We start from the raw sequence: 19,315 nt of genomic DNA, 5'->3' as shown, positions 1-19,315 counted from the left end.
ACGAGTGCGCATTGGTAGTCCTCCCTATTGCGAACGGCAACTTTTCCCGTTGCTTGTCCTCGCAATTCGGCGTCAGTATGCGACCCGCCACCGGGACGGAACAATTAGTACATTGGTGGGTATTCGTGTGCATGGACAGCGGCTGAGAGCTTGCACATAGTGCCGAGATAGGGAGAAATCGTTCATGATGATCGCCAGACTACTCACCTTGCCGCTTTTCTGTGTCAGCCTTGCTACACCAGGTTATACCGCCGATTTCTCGGACCCGACCTGGCCATGTATTCAAAGAAAGGTTGAACGCCTGTCCCTTGGCTTGATGTGGGTGCATCCAGTTCCGGAAAGCTTGCCAAAAGCCATGGAGGCGCGTCGCGATATCTCAAAATTGGCCGGGCGGCTGGCGTTGCGAAAACTGGATCTCGAGTCTTTGAAAGGCGAGGTGGCGGCCTTTGCTGACAAGTACGAAGGCGACGCGGGGATGCTCGGACTCGTTTTCGCCGATGTCTTCAACTCACTGGCGAATCGCAGATCAAGAATCATCGACGGCATTGGAGATTTCTCGCTTAGCCAAATCGCCCTGAGCGAAAAGATCGAGCAGATGCGGCAGGACATGCGCGCAGAAATGGACAAAGAGAGCCCGGATTTCGACCGGGTTGATTCGCTCGAGGAACAGCTTGACTGGGATCAACTGATCTTCACAGATCGTCAGCAGTCGATCACCTATCTCTGTGAAACGCCGGTACTGCTGGAGCGTCGCCTTTACGGCGTCGCGCAATTATTACAAGCCCAGGTCCGCGACGACAGTTGATCATTCCCATTCAAGCTCGGTAAAGGCTACCGTCGCATTTCGAGAGTTGTAGGCTTCGAAAAGCTCCCAGCGGGTGGCTTCCTTTTGAGCGATGTGCAGAACCGCCTCGCCAAGCCTCTCGCCTGCCTCCACGGACATACGTGTTTCGGAGAGCAGTGTTTCGAGATAGCGACGCGTATCCGCGGCCCCCTCTGGCCAGTCTAGAACGGGCCCGCCATGCCCTGTTACCACTCTGGCAACGTCCAGCTGACCCAATGTATCGAGTACTGTTGTCCAGCCCAAAAGGCTTCCGTCAAGCGCGGGAGCGTGCCGATGGAAGACCAGATCTCCGGCAAACAGTGTTCCTGTCGCATCGTCAACAACGGTCAGGTCGTTTGGCGTGTGCGCAATCGGCCACGGCGTCAGCGTGAGACTGCGTTGCCCGATATCGATCACCCGTTCGGCTTCGACAGAATGCGTGACGACCGGTGTCGCGCTTCCGATGAAAGCTTGCGGTCCGATAAGGCGCAAAAGGCTTTCCAGGTAGTTCTCGCGCCTATCGGCGAGAGCGCGGCTTAGGCCTGCATGACCGTGAATATGCGCGCCAGCCTCTGCAAACACACTGGCGCCAAGCACGTGGTCGGGGTGCATATGTGTCAGGATCACGTCCGAGACTGGCTTTTCCGTACGCATGCGTATTGATCGCCAAATCGCTTCTCCCATCCATCGCGCCGTGCCCGAGTCGATGACTGCAACGCCTCGGTCACCGATAACGAACCCGATATTTGAGACGTCACCTGCGTTCTTGGGGTCCGGCTCCTCGATACGGCCATGATGCACGAAGACGCCAGGCGCGACCTCTTCGAAGTTAAGCGATTGCCCGACATCTTTGCAGGTCGGAGCTCCCTTCTGAACTGCGCCTTCTGGGAAAGACAGATCAGGCGGGCGAGCCTCCAAAGCGGCCATGCACTCGGCGCGCGTGTCCGCCTCGAATCCCGGTAGAAGTTGATCCCGGCAGTGCTCGCCATCAAGAAATAGGCAGAGCGTGACAATGGCTTCGAACATGTCGGCTTTCCTCGCGTCGTCGGCCGGCACACGAAACTGTCATGCACTACGACCTAGTTACCGGTACAAAACACACTGGGTTTATGGCATAGATTGACAATTCCCATGCAGGAGGAGAAGGCATGGCACGTAAAATTGTACACGCGATTGCGCTATCAGCTTTGATGACAAGTTCTGCGCTCGCTTCCGAAATCATCGAGAACCCGTTGCAAGACAGCCCAACGTGGGAGGATCTGCGCGGTGACGTCGTCGGTGACGTCACGCTTGATGATGCGCGCGCTTTCCTGTCGGTTGACGCACCCTATCGTGCGCACGATGCGGCGACGGTGCCAATCGTTCTCAAGCAGATCGACCCTGCGGTCGACATCGACAAGGCTGTTGTCGTGATCGACGAAAATCCGGCACCGATAGCAGCGACGCTTGGATTTTCCGACGCCATGATCCCGCTTGATTTCGAACTGCGTGTGCGTGTCAACCAGTATTCCAACGTCCGTGTAATTGCCGAAACGAATGCTGGCATGGCTATGACGGGACGCTTTGTAAAGGCCTCGGGCGGATGCTCGGCCCCGGCTACGCGCGATCCGGAATTGGCGCTCGCCAGTATGGGGCAGATGAAACTGCGGATGTTTGAGGACAAAGCACAGATGTCCACGCCGCGTCGCGAGGCGCAAATCATGATCCGGCACCCTAACTACTCGGGGCTGCAGCGCGATCAGATAACGCAGTTATTTATTCCGGCGCATTTCATCGACCACATGGAAGTGTGGCAAGGTGATGACCTGCTGTTCACGATGGATGGCGGAATCTCGATCTCGGAAAATCCGGTTTTCCGGTTCTCATATCGAGACAATGGTGCGGCCAATCTTACGGTGAAGGCGACGGATACCGAGGGCAACAGCTTCGAACGTGTCCTGCCGAAAACAGCCGAAAGCTGAAACGCCATTTACCTGAATAGAAACCGCGCAGCGACAAACGCTGGCGCGATTTGTCATTCGTGCTGCAGTCTCAGAAGCAGACCAGTTCAGCTTCGGCCTGTGCACGGCGGAGTTCGACAACAAGGTTTTGTGCCGCCGCCGAGTTGTTGAAAACCGCCATGCGCTCCCCCCCTACACGTCGCATCGAAAGCACGGTTTCGGCTTCGGTGTACTTCTCGTAGGGCAGAATCGATGCAATTTCGTCGATGGAGCAAGAGCACTGCACGAGCATTTGTCGGGTCTGCCCATTGGTCGCCATGCAGCCGAAGACATAGTCTGCGCGCGCAACCGTCGGGTAATCATTATACCGCTCTGCCGCGTCCTGAGCGGATCCGGCCTGCGAAAGGGCAAGCAGGATCACCGCGGTAATCCCCACGCACCTCATTCCCTGTCTTTCTTTCCGTCGAAAGTTGTAACCGACATATAGATTGGTTCGCCGGTTGCGCTGTCGATCACTTCTGCCTCAAAGCTCAAATACCAGCCAGGCACGTCTTCAGACATTGTCACGCTCAGCACCAAGTCGCCAAAGCCCTTCATTCGGTCCCTGTTCGGGTCGTTCTCAAAAGGACGAAGGCGGATCGTTTTGGTCTGTACCGCATGTCCATTAAGCATTGCCTCACCCACTTCCACATTGCTTGGCTCGACCAGCGTCTCCTTGACGCGGTTTCGGATGTAAAAGGGGCTTCCCCCAGCCGTTTCAGCCATGTCACGGACGACGCTTTCGTAAAAAACCATGATCATCGGGTTGCCGACATTGGCCGGAAAGGAGCCCATTTTGCGATAACGCTCCCCTTGCCGGAACATAAGGTTGGCCAGGGTTTCGTCCTCGTTGGAAATGCCGAGCGCGATCTTGCCCGAATTGTGCGCCGCGCTTTCCGTTTTGGCGGCATTGATCACATCGCGGGTATAGACGAGTTGCTTGTCATGCTCGAGATCATCAAGGGTGCCATTCTTGAACAGCAGGTCATAGGTTTGCTGCCCATCGACGGTTGCGGCCAGTGCAGGCCCTGTCAGAAGCGCCATCGACGTCAGCAACGCAAGTATCATTCGCATATTGGTTTCCTCCCTCGCGGCAGGTTAGAGGTTCACGGCGCACTGTCATGGCCGACTTTTGTCGGTGCCTGCAAGGACGGATTATCGGCAAGGCTGTCACTAAGCGCGGTCTCGCGTATCTTCCAGTCGATTAGCGGGCGAAGCCGGGATAGCTTGACCGGCTTGCTCATGACGGAAATGTTCTTTTCAACACCCATCCGTCGAAGCGACTCAGACCGGTCGGCGGTAATTAGGATGGCCGGCACGTGCACTCCGCACCATTGGCGCACTGCATCAACTGCGTCGAGACCGGTTTCTCCGTTGTCGAGCTGATAATCGGCCAACACGATGTCCGGCGGAACGCCAACATCCTGCAAGAACGAAATCGCCTGTTCAATCGACGGCGCAGCGAGCACGCTTGCCCCCCAGTGTTCTAACCTGTGTGTTGTGGCGAACAGAACGTCTTCGTCATTCTCGACCACCAGAACGAGGTGATCGAAGGACGCCCCGACGACACCGGGCAAGACCACGGCTCCATCTTGCTGAGAGCCCGGGGGCTCTATCATATCCATCTCGATGCTGAAAACAGACCCGCGTCCAGGTTCGGAGCGAACCGAAAGCTCATGTCCTAGATGCCGGCAAGCACGTTCCACAACGGACAGGCCAAGACCCATACCAGTTCCGATCGGAACATTGTCCGCACGAGCAAATTCCTCGAAAACCCGCTGCTGGTCTTCCGGATTGATCCCGATGCCATTGTCCCAGACTTGGAGAACGGCTTTGCCTCCACGCCGGCGGCATCCCACCAGAACACGTCCGCCAGGATCCGTGTACTGGATGGCATTCACCACGAGATTTTGAACAGAGCGCAAAAGAAAGACTTGATCCGACCAGACAAACGCTTTGCAAGGCACTACGCCGAGCCGAACATTTTTCTTTTCTGCCAAAGGCAGTTGATCGGCAAGAACGTTCTCCATCAGTGCACCGAGATTGACTTCGGTTGGAGTGACCTCGTTGGGGTCCGCGCTTTCCAGTCGCGAAATATCCAGAAGCGCGTGCAAAAGCTGCTCTGTGGAATTGAAGGCCCGGTAGAGCCGCTCGACCATGGGAGAGAATTCGCTATCGCGCGCGGCCTCCTGCAGGGTGGAAATCAACAGCTTGGAAGCGTTGATCGGTTGCAGAAGATCGTGGCTTGCCGCGGCGAGAAACCGGGTTTTTGAAGAAACTGCGGCCTCGGCACGCTCCTTGGCGACCCGCAGTTCTTCCTCGATCCGCTCCTTTTCCTGGAACTGTTCCGTCAGGCGAGCATTGGCGCGGGTCAGTTCAGCCGTACGCTCAAGCACCCGGTTTTCAAGCATTTCCGTGGTCCGGCTTTCCAGCGTTACGTCCTTGAGTTCGACCAGAAATCCTCCGTCGGGCAACGCGTTCGCCTCGACATCAAGAACGCGGTCATCTCCGTGACGAACCCGTCGATTGAGCGTGCCTTTGCGTCTGATCTGATCTAGCCAGATATCAGCGCGCAAGAACGCCCGGTCGGCGATGATACCGTTCGCTTTTATATAGTCCAGCAGACGCGTCAGTGGAGTTCCCACCTGCAGGACCGTGAACGGGATGCCGAGGATCGCACGGAACTGCCCGTTCTGCATCATCACGCGACCTTCTGCACAAAATGTACAAACTCCAGAGGTCATATTCTCAAAAACGGCCTGAAGATAAGCCGCCTGCTGATCTATCAGTGTTTCTTTTTCCGAACGGTTGTGACGAACGATCGACGTGATCTCAGTCAGAAGCAACACCACGTTGTCTGAAGAGGTGCGCTGCAGGCTGAGCTGGTACCAAAGATCGCCGCTTAGCCCGATCACTGTGGACAATACGGTTGCCGCACCTTTGCGCTTTTCCATACGCGATGCGGAGTGATGGATCTTGCGATCTGTCGATAGCAGATGTGCGCTCTGCGTCATCAACTCGAAATACTTGTCCAGCGTGATGCCGGAGGCGACCTGGTCGGCGATATCGGGCAGCAGATTGCGGAAAAGGTCGTTGCAAATATTAAGTCGGCCATCGGTGAAAAGCGCAAATCCCTCTTCCATCGCAGACAGGGCATCGTGCAGATTGCGGCGCGTGCGCTCTCGATCGCCACGGATCGTCTCCAATTCGGTTGCGGCGCGCTCCAAATCGCGGGTTTTGGCCGCAACTTGCGCTTGCAACTCGATGGCAGATTGAAATGCACTGTAGGCGGAAAGCGACACTTCGTTCTGACGGTCTGCGCGGCGCATCAAGGCGGCAATGATCCGCGACTGACGCTCGAGCTGCGTTGCCAGAGGGGCATCGGGATCGATAAGGTTCAATCAAGCCTCCCACGTTCTGGCGCAAAGAAGGCGACGCCGACGAAAGTCTGATTCATGTGGACGCCACAATGCTGTTCGCCATAGGTGTTGAAACCCAAGACTCTCGCATCACGAAAGGCGTCCGAGACTGTGTCATGCAGATGCTTCTGCTCAATTTCGAGTTTACGCAGCACGCAATCAAAACCGAGAATGAAATCCGGCGGTTCTCCGGCATTGTTCTGCAGTTTGAGCCCGGAGCGAAGCGTTTCGATGATTTCCTTGCCCCTGCCAAGCGTGAGAATCACTCCGTCATCAATGGCCGCGAGGAAAGACAGGGACCCGTCTTCGGCAGCATCGCTGATCGCACGCACGAAGTAATTATTCTGATGCCGCACGAGAATCGGATGCTCTGCAAAGACCTGCGGTGAAAGCTGATCGACGGTACAGCCGATAAGACGCGCGTATTCCTGTGCCGCCGGCGCGCCATTTATCTCAAAAACAGTACGATTCTCCGGGTCTGCGGCCGTAATCACCAGTTGCGTGTCGGTCGGGAGGAAATGATCGAAACTGAACCCGGAAAAAACGAGACTGGTCTCGATCAAAAGCAGAAGCGCGGCGTTATTATGAAACTTACCGTTCTGCAACACGCAGGTTTCCCGAAATTCCAATCCATCCCCCGCCGAGCCGCCGAACAGAGGGGTCTCCGTCAACACGGCTTCCAACGTAGAGGTCAGCAGGTCTTCTTGCTTGGAAAGCCCGTCTGCGAAGACCAGCGCAAACCGGTTCCAACCTGCTGTATGCTGGAACTGAGACTGATGCTTGGCCACTTGAGCCGCAATCGTGGACGTCGAAATCGGCTGTAACGGGTGGATCAGGATCGACGCGCAACGGAAGTATGCCCGCGGAAATGCCAACAACAACAAAGCGTCGGCTTCGTATCCTTCGGGCGTGATTTGCCCGGCGCTGGTGCATCCAAAAACCGGGATACCACCAAGCAATTTATCAAGATGCTGGGCAACCGCATCACGATCGAGGGACTGTGGCAAGAACGCGATAATGAAACAGATTTCCTGCATCGGCAACGCCGATACAACTTCTTCCACGGCATCGGCGGCGACTGGAGCATTTGAGTGCGCGACCCGAACAAAGCTGGGTCCGGCGAAATGATCGCGCATGTCGCTCTACCGGCTTAGAAACGCACGCGCTTCGGGATCTTCGGAATCCTGAAACTGCGTCGGCGATTCACTTTCGACAAGAACAGCCGCCTGGGTCCGGTTGCGCACGCCCAAACGCCGCAGAAGTGCGGTGATATGAGCCTTCACCGTCGCCTCGGCAAGCGAAAGTTCATACGCTATCTGCTTGTTCGCTTTGCCCGCACAGATCAGTCGCATGATCTTTTGTTGTTGCGGCGTTAGCACTGCAAGCTTTGAGCGTTCGGTCACCGGGTCCTCAATTTGAGGCTGCCCTCGGCTTGGGTTTTCGTAGTTCTTCGGCACATAGGTTTGCCCCTCGCCGACTCGCGCCAAGACCTCCTTGAGATGCTGAGCAGAAGTTTCCTTTGGCAGAAAACCTGCCGCTCCTTCGCGCATCAGGGTTTGTACGAGCTCGACCGACGCAAGCGCCGAGATCACAAGGATCGGCGTAGATGGCAACCTGTCGCGCAATGCAAGAAACCCGGAAATCCCACAGACATCGGGCAGCTTGAGGTCAAACATCACGAGGTCTGGCTGAGCACCCTTGTCGATCAATTCCAGAGCCTGACGCAGGGTTTCTGTCTGCGAAATCTCGCTTTCCGGAAAAACCAGATTGATCGCAGACGCAAGGGCATCCCGGTAAAGCGGATGATCATCCACGATCAGTACAGAAGACACATCTCCGTGCGTTGCCGCATGAGCATGGTAATCCATAGCATTTCCTCCCGTAGTACAGGAGGTTATCTGATTGACCAGCTTTTGCAAGGCATCACAACAAACGACGCCGGGAACCGCTTAAACGCGATAACCCGGCGCCGTCCCTGGGAGACCCGGTTACTTCAGGACGCCGTTCTGCTTGGCGACATGCGTGGCGATCGCGTCCATCAACGGTGGCGAAAGGCAGTCATAGGGCTCGAGTCCGAGTTCTTTCAGGCGACCGCGGATATCGTCCATTTTTGATGGATCGACCCCACTTTCGATGATCGATGACACGAATGCCGCGAATTCCGGCGCGGCCCAGCCCTTCTGCGCGGAGAGCTCAGTGTGTACGAAATCGAGGCCGTGAAACGGATGATTGGTGTTCTCAATACGACCGTACATATGCGTGCCGCAGTCCTTGCATGCGTAACGTTGAATTGCGGCCTCTGGATCGACGATCTCAAGTTTGTCGCCGTTTTCCTTCACCGAGACTTTGTCTCGCGAAACAACTGCAATTTGGCTGAAGATCGCGCCATCGGGTTTCCAGCACTTGGTGCAGCCGCATACATGGTTATGCGCAGTCTGCGCATCGACGGACACTACTACAGGGTCCTTCGAGCATTTGCACGTCAGCGTGCCGCCGGAAAACGACGGCGAGGTAGGCGGAATGCCCCCATCGACCTGCGGATGGATTTTAACATGAGTATACTTCGGAGTTGATGGCCCAGAGTCCGAGCCGCCGCCAAACAAATTGTCGAATAGTCCCATTTTGTCCTCCCGTTTGCGCGTTCATAAATTTTTTTCTGCGCCGTACGACGATGACTCCGAATGTGGATTCGGGCAATTCAGCCGTTGGTATCAGCCCCGCGTCTGGCGGAGAGGAAAGATCGCACGAAGTCTGTCAGGTTCAGATCGCGCACTTTCGGCGCGAATATGGCTCGGTCTAACTGCGCGATCAGCTTCGAATGTCGTGGATCGACCCCGTCCCGCCGCAGGAGGGCTGACGCAGCCTGTCGGACCGCCCTCGCGTCGCCAGAGGCGGCTGCGCGCCGCAGTTTCCGAACGAGTGGATCAAGAACAGGGAGCCGGCGGAGCGCCGATATGCCTTCGAAGCTCCAGCCGGAAACGCCGTGGAAGAAGCATAGCAAGAATACAAAGAGTCCGGTCGCGGCCGCCGGAATGCCAGGCAGGCGTACAGGCTCTGCCGGCACAACCATAGCCCGGAGTGGTGCCGAGGCGTGTTCATAGGCCACCCGTTGGGCGGTGATGACGACGTCGTGGTGTTCCCGCGTCGTGGTGTCGAAATACGAGAAGCGCAATGGTTCAACAATGGTGGACGTGTCGTTGCTGGGCCGGATCGTCCAGCGCCAGAAGGCATGCGTTACCGGTCCTTGTGGCGACAACTCTACCAAACGTTTCTCCGGATGGGCAAAGATCATTGCGGAGGGCGAGGTCAATTCCGGCATCGGCGGCATCATCTCTGGTGTTACGCCAAGCGCTTCCACCTGAACTATTCGTAAAACTCCCTCTCCGGGCGTCAGTTGGTCAGGGGCGTTCGACCATTTGTCAGATATGCGCAACCGGCCCGTTGGAAACCACCAGTCTTCGACCTGGGGCGCGGGATCGACTTTGATCGTGAGTGGTTCTGACTTTATCGCATGATCGAACCAGTCATCGCCCTCGTCGGTCAAGGTAAGGTTATGAGTAAACGAGCCGATCGTAAGGGTCCCGCCCGCATCAGGAAACAGGGCCATTTTCCGCTCGAACCGTTTTACCTTGCGGCCATTGATACGCTCTTCCCACCAGCGGTCCGGCCCAAGTTGCGACCAGTTGAAGCCTGCGAGATCCGGTTGCTGCAAAACTTCACGCGTGATGTGGCGACGGTAGGTGCCTTGAATGCGGATCAGGATCATTTCGCGCGCAAGCGGCGTATGTTCACGCGTGTCAATCTCGACAGTCAGAGAAAGTTCTGCCGGAAGCACGGTGCTTGACTGCGCCAAAGAAAAACCTGGGAACACAAAGATCAGAATAATGCCGAACCACTTCATCGTGGGTCCTCCGGGTCAGGTGGCGACAGTCCAGCCTTGGCGCGGCGCTTTTGTTCCTGTGCGATGCGCGCGGCCATATAGTCACCGGGTACATCCGGCAGTTGCCGCAGCCACCGTTCGTCGGCCACCATGAACTTGTCATCGAAGACGCGCCTTACGCCCAGTCGTCCGCGACTGTCGAGTTCGGCCAAGCCCATCATGGTGTTGGTATTCGTGACTTCCGTACCCGTCCCGGCCGCGCGAGCGTTTCCACGCGCCACGAAACTGTCAGCGCTTGGCCCTTCGTTGCGCTCGGGAAAAAGCCCAAGGCTTTCGGCGTCGATGCCGAGACCGGTGTAATAAGACGCAACCAGATCGAAGTTAGCCGTCGCGTCGGCGTCCCCACGGGACCGTGCGATATCATAGGCTTCAAGCGCGGCGGCGTAGTTTTCGCGCTGCACCTCGGCATTGCCGCGATTGTAAGGATCATCAGCCTCGCGGAACAGGCTGGCGGCCAGATCAAGATTTCCACTTCGCAGTGCTGCAATACCTCGCCAGGCAGGATCGTGAAAAAGATGCATCGCAAGTTGAGGTGCGCCCATTGATAGCGCAAGACGACCAAAAGGTGCCGTTCCACCAAGACCCAGCGCTATGGCGAGCGCCAGACTGGCAGCTAGTATCTGCCCCCTCATGCCGGGTGCCTCCGAAACAGAAACGCTAGCGGCACGAGTGTCAGGAGAAGCGCATAGCGCCCCATGTCTCGCCAGAAAAGCAGTGGGAATTCCTGCCGTTCCAGCCGCGTCCGAGCATCTTCGCCGAGATAGGCAGCGAAAGCATCTGTATCTTCGAGAGTAAAGACACGCCCATCCGCCAAGGCGGCATGCACGGCCATCTCCGGCGTTGCAGTATCGAGCGCCACAACAGAAAGCCGGGCCTCCTGCGCCGCGATCCGCTCCGCCGCTTTCAAGGACGTTGCGCCCAATCCGGCGCCGTCGCTGAAAAGCACGACATCGCCTGCGATTACCTTCGCGTCTTCCAGAAGTTGGGCCGCGAGGTCGAGCGCGCGTTCCGGGCGGGAACCGGGATCTGGTACTGTGCCGACATCGATCAGCGAAAACGTCTGGCCAAGCTGCGCGTGATCGGCTGTCATATCCGTTGCAACATACGCGTCGCCGGAAAAGACGATGAGCCCGCCGGGCCGCGTGCCAAGTCCCGCGAAGCCGAAGCGACCCATCGTAAGCATCTGGGGCCAGCGTTTGTGGTCCGTTACGCTGGGCGACGTATCCACTACGAAGAGGACTCCATCAAGATTTCTATACGATACCGTATCGCGCTTTTCGACGGCTGGACCTGACAGAGCCAGAACACAAAGCAGAGCGATCGCCAGCGCGGCCAAGATCGGTCTGCGGCTTGGGGTTCGATCAATTCGGCCCAAGGCTGCCATAGCCGCAAGCAGCTCCGGATCGATCACCCGATCCCAGTCGCCGATCCCGCCGCGACGACCCAGCAGCCACCAGGCGGCGCCCAACAGCAGGGGCACAACCAAAAGCCACATTGGCCGCAGAAGCGTGACATCGAGATCGGTCATTGCCCAGCTCTCCAAGCCAGTCCGACGCTCAGCAAGGCGGCAAGCGCAGCTGGCCACATCCAGTATTCTTGAAACACCTCTGCCGCGAGACCTTGGCTTTCGGTCGCTTCCAAACGGTCGAGCGCTGCCGTGACGGTGACTAGATCTTCTGTGGTTTTCACCCGAAAACTTTCACCGCCTGATATCTCGGAAATCGCGCGCAAGGTCGCCGCGTCCACAACGCCCCGCTCGCCTTCTTCGGCCGTACTCAGATCCTTTGGCCCAAGCGCGATGGTATGAACGCGAACATCCATTTCTGCCGCAAGCTCTGCAACGCCCAACGGATCGGTTGCGCCCATATTGTTGACACCGTCCGACAAGAGGATCACGACGCGCGATTCCGCAGTTGAGGTCTCCATGCGCTTTAGTGCCAGACCGAGACCATCGGACATGTTAGTGGCCCGACCCGAAATACCGATGACGGATGTCTCGATCCGACGTGCAATCGCCTCAGTATCAAACGTGAATGGAGCGGCGTAATAGGCTTCGGATCCAAAAACGATCAGCGCGACACGATCACCCGCCCGGCGGCGCGCGAATTCCGCTCCTACCTTCGTAACAGCTTCGTATCGTGTCACTTTTTGCCCATCGAGAAAAAAATCATCCCGCACCATAGACCCGGACAGGTCGAGCACGATGGCCAGATCCCGCCCAGTGATCTTCAGTGCGGGCACCGGCGCTAGATCACGCGGACCAGTCAAAGCCAGGATTATAAACGCCCATACGGCCCAAAGCGTGTAAAGCGCGCCATGCCTTTTCAATGATCCTACGGTTTCTGCTTTCTCCACGCGATCGAGCGCCTTGCCGATCCGTTCAGGCACCTCTAACGCGCCTCCTGTCACTGGACGCGGCGGAAGCAGGCGGCGCAGAAGGAGCGGTGCTGGCAAAAGCAATAGGAACCAAGGCTGCGCCAAATCAAGCATTGCGCTGGACTTCTGCTTCTAGTGTTGCAAGGTCTAGTTCGTGGTCCGGCCTGTAAAGCGTTTCCCTCAACGCGGCGAAACGATCAGGCGATTGCGCTTTCAGTCGTCTCAACAGAGCGATGCGACGCTCGTCCTTTGTGTCGCTGTCCGACCCAAGAAACGCGTTCGGTTCCAAAACAATGGATCGACGGCTGGAAAACAGTCGTAGCAACCCCACACAGATCAGAGATGCGCATGCAGCCAGAAAGACTATGGCTGCGAGATCCGAGACGAAGCCACCCGAAGCTTCGGCGGGGAGGCGGATGTCCCGCAGCCCCGCGAGCATGGCTTCCTTGCTGATCGCGCCGTCACTCATTTCAGGTAACTCTGCGGAAAGGTTGCCGCAACACGCGCTGCCGTTGTCTCGATCGACTGACCAGCGTCCACCTGGAGCACTGGCCATCCATCTATTGGCGAGTCAGGTTGTGCGTGTTTGGACGAGACCCTACGTCTACGTATAGTTTTTCGAGTTCCATCGAGCAATCGGATCGGGTACCTGCCTTTTGGCAACGCAGCCTCGACCGTGTCAACCACTGATATCAGGTATGGCGCACGGCGACGGGCGATTTCGTTTAGGCGATCGGCGAGCCCGTCGCCTGGGTGATCAAAGCTTGAAGCGATTACGACTTCCGATCCACCGGGCACAATGCGTTCCACACGGATCAAGGCGCTGTCCAAGAATCTAGTCTTTGATCCGCCCTCAAAAACCTGCTGAAGTGCACGAGAATGCGCTTCAACCAGGCCGCCAATTACATCCAGCATGCCGCGGCTCCGCCCCCGCGCCGGAACGACCAAAACGTCGTCTGGCAGCACCGCGAGAAGCGCAACGCGCCCGCCTTGTTCCACGACGTTCCAGCCCAGTATGGCAAGCGTTTCGGCGGCGGCCACGGAGCGAAAGGCTCGGCGTATTCCCCAGAGCATCGCGGGACGAAAATCGGCAACAAGCAGAGTGATGCGGTCCTGCTCTTGCTGAAATTCTCGAACATGGAGGATGCCGGTTCGTGCTGTAGTGCCGAAATCAAGCCGCCGGAAATCATCTCCATGAACATACGCGCGTGTGTCCGCGACCTCGAGCCCTTGGCCTTTTCTTCTTGTCGCGAAGCCGCCGGGTAGCGCCGCAAGAACTGGATCCGTCCGAAATGACAAAGCGATCTGGCGCAGAGCGATCAAGGCGCCCGCTTCGAGAGCCACCCCTTTCGCTTGGAGCGCCTCTGTCACAGCGGCTCCACCGCTACGAGAATGTCGTCAATCACTGCCCGGGCCTTTCGGCCTTCGGCGACCGCGCGCCAAGTTAGCACCATTCGATGGGCCAGCGCGTCGGGTGCAAGAGCCGCGACGTCCTCGGGAAGAGCGTAATCGCGTCCCAGAAGGTAAGCCCTTGCCTTCGCCGTCGCGGCGAGAGCCAATGAGCCGCGCGGCGAGACGGCATGTTCCACATCTTGGGCCTGCGGGCCATCGCGCGTTGCAGCCACAAGGCGAACGATGTAGTCGCGTAATTCCGGTGCTAGGTGCACGCCCGCCGCAGCTTTCTGCGCCGCTGTAAGGTCTTCCAGGCTAATCTTGTCGGGAACAGCCGCGCCAGTGGTAATCTCTGCCTCGACCAGATCAAGGATCTGCCGTTCTGTGCGGATATCCGGAAGGCTCAGCACGACATGCAGCAGAAAACGATCCAGCTGGGCTTCCGGCAAAGGAAACGTTCCGTCATGTTCAATCGGATTTTGCGTTGCCACGACGAAGAAGGGGGCGGGCAAGGCGTAAGTCTCATTTCCAACGGTCGCCTGTTTCTCTGCCATGGATTCCAAAAGAGCGGACTGTACCTTGGGTGGTGCGCGATTTATTTCGTCGACCAATACGAGGTTATTGAAGACTGGCCCACGCACGAATTCGAACGTACCATCCTTGGGATGATAAACCGGTGTGCCGGTGAGATCGGACGGCATAAGGTCGGGCGTGCACTGGATCCGTTTGAAGCTGCAATCGACAGCTTGGGACAACCATTTGACGGCCCGTGTTTTTGCGAGTCCCGGCGGGCCTTCTATCAGGACGTGACCACCTGCAAGCAGAGCGATCAGAAGCCGTTCGATCAGCGTCTCTTGTCCGACCAGACCTTTTGACAGGTGTTCCGACAGCCGTGCGACACCCGTAGGCGCGCTTAGGGTGCGCTGATCCATGTATCCTCCCGCCGCTTTGAGACCCTTTGAAAATCGTAGCGCCAAAACGCAGGCCGCTCAAATACCGTCTATCGTCGTAAGGCCGGTCAGTCGGCAACTGGCGTACAGGTCGGATCAATGATTGCAGCAAAGGTTTCATCGTTGATTGTGGCACGCGTCATTTTCACAAGCTTCTCAAAATTGTGATCAATGAAGTCGATAAAAACCGGCATCGTCGTCTGATCGGCAGGAGACCGCGCGACGGCGTGCATCATCATTATATCGAATTCACACAAGCCAGGAGGGTTTGAGCTTAGCAACGCGCGCTTGAACGCACGCGATCCCCATGGCAGGCGATGAAGGTTCAGGGGCACCTCTTGCAGCTTAGAAAAGAACGGACCGGCACGGTCGAACTGCAGGATATCCATGCCAAAGGTGTATGACTGAAAAAGCTCTTCGATCAGGATGGACCGAAAGAAAGTGTCGTCTATTCTATCGCTGCCCGGGAAAGCGGTTTGCTGCACCATGATATGCGTGCCTTGCCCACGGTGCCCGAAAAAGGTCTGCGCCATCGCAGGGGAGCTTGCCGCGTAAAAGCGATCTTTCGGCAAACCGAACTGGTAGGTTTGGTTCATCCAGTTGAGGTCATCCGACAAAGCGCGATTTGGCGGTGCGCCACTATAAAGCCGCAGAACGATTACGCGCCCTTCTCCGCAGAGTCGCGCAGTCGGTCCGGCAAATCTCATCGGCACGGGCTTGCCGTAAATGTCAGCCACCAACTTGCGGAATGCGTTTATTACCTCGAGCGATTGCACGTTGGGTCGCTCTCCGACCATGCAGATCGACGCCCCGGCAAGATCCCGACCGTTGATATGGACCGGAATCGACATGTCGCGGCCGATCATCGTTGTGCGCAACTCGTAATTCCAGCCCTGCCGCGCGATATCGAGATAGCTGTCTTTTTGGGTCTTCGCGCTGGCCGACGAAATCAGTCCCGCGCAAAGAACAGCCAGACAAAAAATAAAGATAACACGCATGGGTCTTTCCCCTTTGGCGGAAAGGGTAGAGCGCAAGTGGATGTCCGTCCACTTCTACGCCTTGAGAAAAATGATCGCAGCGTGGAGTGGGCCGGTCTTTGGTGTAGGGGTGCGCGTATTTTTTCGCCCAGCGCGTCGATATGGCGAGCATTTCGAGCCATATAAGTGACCATATTTTTTCGCCGACCCTGAGCAATTTTTTTCGCGCATAAATTATCAGAACGGTGCTACCGCTCCCGGCGGGTAGAACTTAACTCACGCGAAATGCGGAAACCCTTTCGAATTATCAAAAACGGTGACGCAGAGAGGACCTAACCACAGTCTAAATGCTACTCGAGGCGATGAAAAACCTTTTGGTCACAGAGGCCACGATCCGTTTTGCGTGAGGACGATACACAGGTCAGTCAGATACATCCTTGTCAGATCGATCCAAGACTCTATCAAGGCGCTCCAATGGAGCGTTCTCTACAAAGCGACGAACTCTTTCGGGATCGTGCGGTCTATCTCGGCCACTCGTCCTTGCAAGGTACCAACAAAGCAAGCATCCAGCCAGCGACAGCAAAACCGATGTGACGCTGATTATTATATCAAGATTCGACATCTCTGCTACGCCTTCTGACGTCGAAATCGCTTCATCGCACCGCTCCAAAAACATCAGTTCGACCTATTCTTTGTTACGGTTATTAAGTGTTCAGCTAACACGCCGGTTGGAACGAGATGACCACGCCAGGCAGCGCCGTCTTGGAATGCTCCGGCAGTCTGAACACCAGCATCCTGAAGCCGTGCAATCAGGAACCGCGGTGATGTGTTTATCTGTCGAGCAAGGCTCGCGACCGGTACAAATTTCGCCTGAAAATCCATGAGGTCCTCGTGTGCGATAACACGTCCGACACCGCCCGCATGGTCAAAGTACCGATGTTTCAGCAGCCCCTGCTGGCACCACTGTGAGATACACTGACCTTTCCACCCGGTCAGTTCAGCGACCTGCTGGACTGTGAGGCCGGGTCCTCTGCGCACATCTGTAAGGATTGCATCGATCGCTGCACGCGCGAAGCGAAACGTCGAGAACAGTCCATCGGTTGTTCCAGTCGCGGGTCGCAAGTCGTGGCTGATGATATTTCTGATAACCTCGATCAAGCCGGTTCGGTCTGTAGTGAAGCGCAGGTTAAGATCGGACAAGGCGACGGTGTCACCTTCAGGCTCGACTGCGCGCTTGGCGATACTCTGCACGAAACGACGCAAGGCATCGAGATCATGAGAGCCGTCAACAAGCGGTGGTACAGACTCGGGAAGGCATGCTGCGAATCCGCCGGCCTCCTCTAAGATGTCATATTGCTTGCGCGAGATTCCGAGAAACTCGCGCACCTTAGCTTTCTCAACGAAGCGGCTGCGGTTCGCACGGATCTCCTCAAGGATTGTCTTGTGCAGCATTGTGTGACGGTGTCCGAAACCAGAGGTTTTCTGTCGACCCGGGACTTGCCCTCGCCCAACAGCACCGACGAGACGATCGGACCGAATGTGTAGTTGCCTGGCGGCCTCGGCAGCACTGATCCAATCACGTTCATCAGAAGCGATCTGAATACCGCCAACATACATGCCGTCGAATTCCTGGCGCACGACATCTGAAAGCGCTTCCCGAAAATCTGCATAGGCATCGCCCTCGAAAGACATAAGGCGTTGATACCAGCGCCCGAGTTGGGCTGGCGCTGATGAAGCACGCGTATCGCCTTTACGGAGGCGCCGAACTACCTCATCACGGAAGGCATAAGGCCAGTCGCAGATTAGCCGGGAGGCTTCCAGCAAGAAGCCACGCGTTTCCTCGAGTGATCGCGGCAAGGGAGTCTTGCCCTGCTTTCCGGTGACAGTCTCTACGCCACCGCTGGCAAGAAAGAAGATAAACTCCCCGATATCTGAAGGTGTTCGAAATGCCATCGCCGGGGCCAAGCGCGAGCGGGCGGGGTGCATCTTACCAGCGATCAGCGCGGAAATCGCGATTTCAACGTCATCGACTTCGGTCCGTTCAAGACGATCGAGAGGACACCCGCAGTGGCAGGAATCGTAGCCGCCTCGACCTGGTAGGAGCGTCCCTTGGCACATGGGACATTGGTCGACGAGGCGGAGACCGTGTTCGACACAGCAGGTTACGAAATCGTGTCTCCATGACTGATGGTGAGGTGCGCCAGCAGCCACACAGGCTGGGCAGACCGGCGCGCTGTGATAACGCTCGAACCGCCAATTCCTGGAAGGCTCTGACGGCGCGACTGATGGAGAGATCTTCGCGAGTGTACCCTTCTCCAATCCGAGACGCTCTTCCACCTCTCCGGCTTCCTCAATCAACCGTCGACCGTAGCGCAGACCGAAGCCGGAGAGATAGTCGGAAACGTCCGGCCAAAACTCTGCTTCGGCAAGACGACGTAAGAAGCCATCCAGGCTTTCCTGCTTGGCGGGCGTAGGAACTGGCAGCCTCATGCAGAGTTTGCCCCGTAGGTCAGATCCAAGCCCGCCAAACTTTCTACAGAAAATTCCAAACCCGCCTCACTCATTGTGCAGGCGAAGGAACGCAGTATGTCCACCTCATCCGGCTCCTCCGTGGCGAAGAAAGATGCTGTCGGAATACCGGACTGCTGCATCGCTCGCGACGCAATCTCAAGTTCGCGTAGCGTCAGCGGTTGGGGTTCTTGCTTTGTCATGGCACTTAGCTTCAGCACACGCATCATGACCGGGACCCGCCCTCCTGATGCACCATAGAGACGCCGCACGATATCTTCGAACTCGAGAGCCACTGGCAATCCTGCCTGATCAAGTTTGTAGAGTGCGACATCGACCATTTGAGTGAAGGCGTCGCGTTCTTTGTCCAGCTGCCAGTCATAAGGCTTGAGAATGGTCGTGGCACAGGCTCTGTCGCGAAGCTGCTCGTTCTCATCGACGATGCGCTGGAACCGCGGCAATCCAGTCAGGACAAAGCTAATTCCTGTCTCATCTGCGATGGTTTTCAGATGATCTGCAGCCTCTCGCGGTGCAAGATTGGCTCCCCGCTCTATCAGATGGTTCACCTCGTCGATCACGACAATCTTGATGCCGAGTTGTCTAACGGCCCTGAACAGGCGGTCCCGGATCGACTTGGTATTCTCGTGGGGTCCGATACGCACACCCATTTTGTCGAGGATGGTTCCGTAGATCGTCTTGCCACTCGCTTGCGGCGGCAGTGTGCAGTAGAGGACGTCATCCATCGGGAAAAGAGAATTGGCGGGACCGGCGCTGGAGAGCAAGTGGCGCGCAACGGACTTCTTGCCGACCCGCGTTGGGCCAAGAAGGGGCACGATACATCCTTCATCGGGTTCCTTCGTGCTTAGCAGGAAATCGATGTTCGCAAGGGCCTCATTAAGTGAGGCATGCAGTACGATTTGCGATAGGAGGGGGATTGCTTTGTTGGTCACG

General features: G+C 56.9%; 19 protein-coding genes. 2 read left to right on the top strand and 17 right to left on the bottom strand.

Features of this window, described 5'->3' with window-relative positions; genetic code table 11:
- Positions 1-184 precede the first annotated feature (184 nt).
- Complete coding sequence (locus EZV60_RS05505) at positions 185-805, top strand: hypothetical protein (RefSeq protein ID WP_135502955.1); 621 nt, start codon at positions 185-187, stop codon at positions 803-805.
- Here EZV60_RS05505 and EZV60_RS05500 read toward each other — a convergent pair whose 3' ends face one another.
- Complete coding sequence (locus EZV60_RS05500; RefSeq protein WP_135502952.1) at positions 806-1,849, bottom strand: quinoprotein relay system zinc metallohydrolase 2; 1,044 nt, start codon at positions 1,847-1,849, stop codon at positions 806-808.
- Between the two features lie 122 nt (positions 1,850-1,971).
- Between EZV60_RS05500 and EZV60_RS05495 the strand changes: the two genes are divergently transcribed.
- Positions 1,972-2,784: a quinoprotein dehydrogenase-associated SoxYZ-like carrier gene (locus EZV60_RS05495; RefSeq protein WP_135502949.1), complete on the top strand. Its 813-nt coding sequence runs from the start codon at positions 1,972-1,974 to the stop codon at positions 2,782-2,784.
- A 70-nt stretch (positions 2,785-2,854) separates the two neighbouring features.
- Here the strand turns inward: EZV60_RS05495 and EZV60_RS05490 are convergent, their stop codons facing one another.
- The 16 genes from EZV60_RS05490 to EZV60_RS05415 all read right to left on the bottom strand — a co-directional run bounded on the left by EZV60_RS05490 (position 2,855) and on the right by EZV60_RS05415 (position 19,314).
- Entirely contained in the window at positions 2,855-3,208 is a 354-nt protein-coding gene (locus EZV60_RS05490; RefSeq protein ID WP_135502948.1) for a hypothetical protein, read from the bottom strand.
- Positions 3,205-3,870, bottom strand: coding sequence for a hypothetical protein (locus EZV60_RS05485; RefSeq protein ID WP_245306222.1), 666 nt, complete (start codon positions 3,868-3,870; stop codon positions 3,205-3,207). The genes EZV60_RS05490 and EZV60_RS05485 overlap by 4 nt, the downstream gene beginning before the upstream one ends.
- Positions 3,871-3,908: 38 nt before the next feature.
- Positions 3,909-6,203: a hybrid sensor histidine kinase/response regulator gene (locus tag EZV60_RS05480; RefSeq protein ID WP_245306221.1), complete on the bottom strand. Its 2,295-nt coding sequence runs from the start codon at positions 6,201-6,203 to the stop codon at positions 3,909-3,911.
- Positions 6,200-7,357, bottom strand: a complete 1,158-nt coding sequence (locus EZV60_RS05475) for an FIST N-terminal domain-containing protein (RefSeq protein WP_135502942.1) — start codon at positions 7,355-7,357, stop codon at positions 6,200-6,202. The genes EZV60_RS05480 and EZV60_RS05475 overlap by 4 nt, the downstream gene beginning before the upstream one ends.
- A 6-nt stretch (positions 7,358-7,363) precedes the next feature.
- Positions 7,364-8,140 (bottom strand): response regulator, encoded by a 777-nt coding sequence (locus EZV60_RS05470; RefSeq protein ID WP_342588774.1) that lies wholly within the window; start codon positions 8,138-8,140, stop codon positions 7,364-7,366.
- Positions 8,141-8,209: 69 nt separating this feature from the next.
- Entirely contained in the window at positions 8,210-8,842 is a 633-nt protein-coding gene (gene gfa, locus EZV60_RS05465) for an S-(hydroxymethyl)glutathione synthase (RefSeq protein WP_135502939.1), read from the bottom strand.
- Between the two features lie 77 nt (positions 8,843-8,919).
- Positions 8,920-10,122, bottom strand: a complete 1,203-nt coding sequence (locus tag EZV60_RS05460) for a BatD family protein (RefSeq protein ID WP_135502936.1) — start codon at positions 10,120-10,122, stop codon at positions 8,920-8,922.
- Positions 10,119-10,793 (bottom strand): tetratricopeptide repeat protein, encoded by a 675-nt coding sequence (locus EZV60_RS05455; RefSeq protein WP_135502934.1) that lies wholly within the window; start codon positions 10,791-10,793, stop codon positions 10,119-10,121. The genes EZV60_RS05460 and EZV60_RS05455 overlap by 4 nt, the downstream gene beginning before the upstream one ends.
- Positions 10,790-11,689: a VWA domain-containing protein gene (locus tag EZV60_RS05450; protein ID WP_135502930.1), complete on the bottom strand. Its 900-nt coding sequence runs from the start codon at positions 11,687-11,689 to the stop codon at positions 10,790-10,792. The genes EZV60_RS05455 and EZV60_RS05450 overlap by 4 nt, the downstream gene beginning before the upstream one ends.
- A complete protein-coding gene (locus EZV60_RS05445; protein ID WP_135502927.1) occupies positions 11,686-12,651 on the bottom strand; it encodes a VWA domain-containing protein in 966 nt (321 codons plus the stop codon). Before EZV60_RS05445 ends, EZV60_RS05450 begins: the two co-directional genes overlap by 4 nt.
- Entirely contained in the window at positions 12,644-13,006 is a 363-nt protein-coding gene (locus tag EZV60_RS05440; protein WP_135502925.1) for a hypothetical protein, read from the bottom strand. The genes EZV60_RS05445 and EZV60_RS05440 overlap by 8 nt, the downstream gene beginning before the upstream one ends.
- Positions 13,003-13,881: a DUF58 domain-containing protein gene (locus EZV60_RS05435; RefSeq protein WP_245306227.1), complete on the bottom strand. Its 879-nt coding sequence runs from the start codon at positions 13,879-13,881 to the stop codon at positions 13,003-13,005. Before EZV60_RS05435 ends, EZV60_RS05440 begins: the two co-directional genes overlap by 4 nt.
- Positions 13,882-13,904: 23 nt before the next feature.
- Positions 13,905-14,861, bottom strand: a complete 957-nt coding sequence (locus EZV60_RS05430; RefSeq protein WP_135502920.1) for an AAA family ATPase — start codon at positions 14,859-14,861, stop codon at positions 13,905-13,907.
- Between the two features lie 86 nt (positions 14,862-14,947).
- Positions 14,948-15,745, bottom strand: a complete 798-nt coding sequence (locus EZV60_RS05425; RefSeq protein WP_245306219.1) for a hypothetical protein — start codon at positions 15,743-15,745, stop codon at positions 14,948-14,950.
- Positions 15,746-16,531: 786 nt separating this feature from the next.
- The gene (locus EZV60_RS05420; RefSeq protein WP_135502913.1) at positions 16,532-18,346 is read right to left on the bottom strand and encodes a TniQ family protein; all 1,815 of its coding nucleotides are present in this window, start codon (positions 18,344-18,346) and stop codon (positions 16,532-16,534) included.
- Positions 18,343-19,314 (bottom strand): TniB family NTP-binding protein, encoded by a 972-nt coding sequence (locus tag EZV60_RS05415; RefSeq protein WP_135502910.1) that lies wholly within the window; start codon positions 19,312-19,314, stop codon positions 18,343-18,345. Before EZV60_RS05415 ends, EZV60_RS05420 begins: the two co-directional genes overlap by 4 nt.
- Between the last annotated feature and the right edge of the window lies 1 nt (position 19,315).

Source organism: Roseovarius aestuariivivens (assembly GCF_004761875.1).
GTDB lineage: Bacteria > Pseudomonadota > Alphaproteobacteria > Rhodobacterales > Rhodobacteraceae > Roseovarius > Roseovarius aestuariivivens.
The sequence above is the reverse complement of the archived record's forward strand: the minus strand, read 5'-3'. Positions and strand labels throughout refer to the sequence as shown.

What these genes read in the sequence shown, in the direction of transcription:
- EZV60_RS05460 (WP_135502936.1), bottom strand. Translation starts at nt 10,122, where the DNA reads ATGAAGTGGTTCGGCATTATTCTGATCTTTGTGTTCCCAGGTTTTTCT.
- EZV60_RS05495 (WP_135502949.1), top strand. Translation starts at nt 1,972, where the DNA reads ATGGCACGTAAAATTGTACACGCGATTGCGCTATCAGCTTTGATGACA.
- EZV60_RS05500 (WP_135502952.1), bottom strand. Translation starts at nt 1,849, where the DNA reads ATGTTCGAAGCCATTGTCACGCTCTGCCTATTTCTTGATGGCGAGCAC.
- EZV60_RS05430 (WP_135502920.1), bottom strand. Translation starts at nt 14,861, where the DNA reads ATGGATCAGCGCACCCTAAGCGCGCCTACGGGTGTCGCACGGCTGTCG.
- EZV60_RS05425 (WP_245306219.1), bottom strand. Translation starts at nt 15,745, where the DNA reads ATGATCGGCCGCGACATGTCGATTCCGGTCCATATCAACGGTCGGGAT.
- EZV60_RS05485 (WP_245306222.1), bottom strand. Translation starts at nt 3,870, where the DNA reads ATGATACTTGCGTTGCTGACGTCGATGGCGCTTCTGACAGGGCCTGCA.
- EZV60_RS05450 (WP_135502930.1), bottom strand. Translation starts at nt 11,689, where the DNA reads ATGACCGATCTCGATGTCACGCTTCTGCGGCCAATGTGGCTTTTGGTT.
- EZV60_RS05420 (WP_135502913.1), bottom strand. Translation starts at nt 18,346, where the DNA reads ATGAGGCTGCCAGTTCCTACGCCCGCCAAGCAGGAAAGCCTGGATGGC.
- EZV60_RS05455 (WP_135502934.1), bottom strand. Translation starts at nt 10,793, where the DNA reads ATGAGGGGGCAGATACTAGCTGCCAGTCTGGCGCTCGCCATAGCGCTG.
- EZV60_RS05475 (WP_135502942.1), bottom strand. Translation starts at nt 7,357, where the DNA reads ATGCGCGATCATTTCGCCGGACCCAGCTTTGTTCGGGTCGCGCACTCA.
- EZV60_RS05490 (WP_135502948.1), bottom strand. Translation starts at nt 3,208, where the DNA reads ATGAGGTGCGTGGGGATTACCGCGGTGATCCTGCTTGCCCTTTCGCAG.
- EZV60_RS05445 (WP_135502927.1), bottom strand. Translation starts at nt 12,651, where the DNA reads ATGCTTGATTTGGCGCAGCCTTGGTTCCTATTGCTTTTGCCAGCACCG.
- EZV60_RS05505 (WP_135502955.1), top strand. Translation starts at nt 185, where the DNA reads ATGATGATCGCCAGACTACTCACCTTGCCGCTTTTCTGTGTCAGCCTT.
- gfa (WP_135502939.1), bottom strand. Translation starts at nt 8,842, where the DNA reads ATGGGACTATTCGACAATTTGTTTGGCGGCGGCTCGGACTCTGGGCCA.
- EZV60_RS05440 (WP_135502925.1), bottom strand. Translation starts at nt 13,006, where the DNA reads ATGAGTGACGGCGCGATCAGCAAGGAAGCCATGCTCGCGGGGCTGCGG.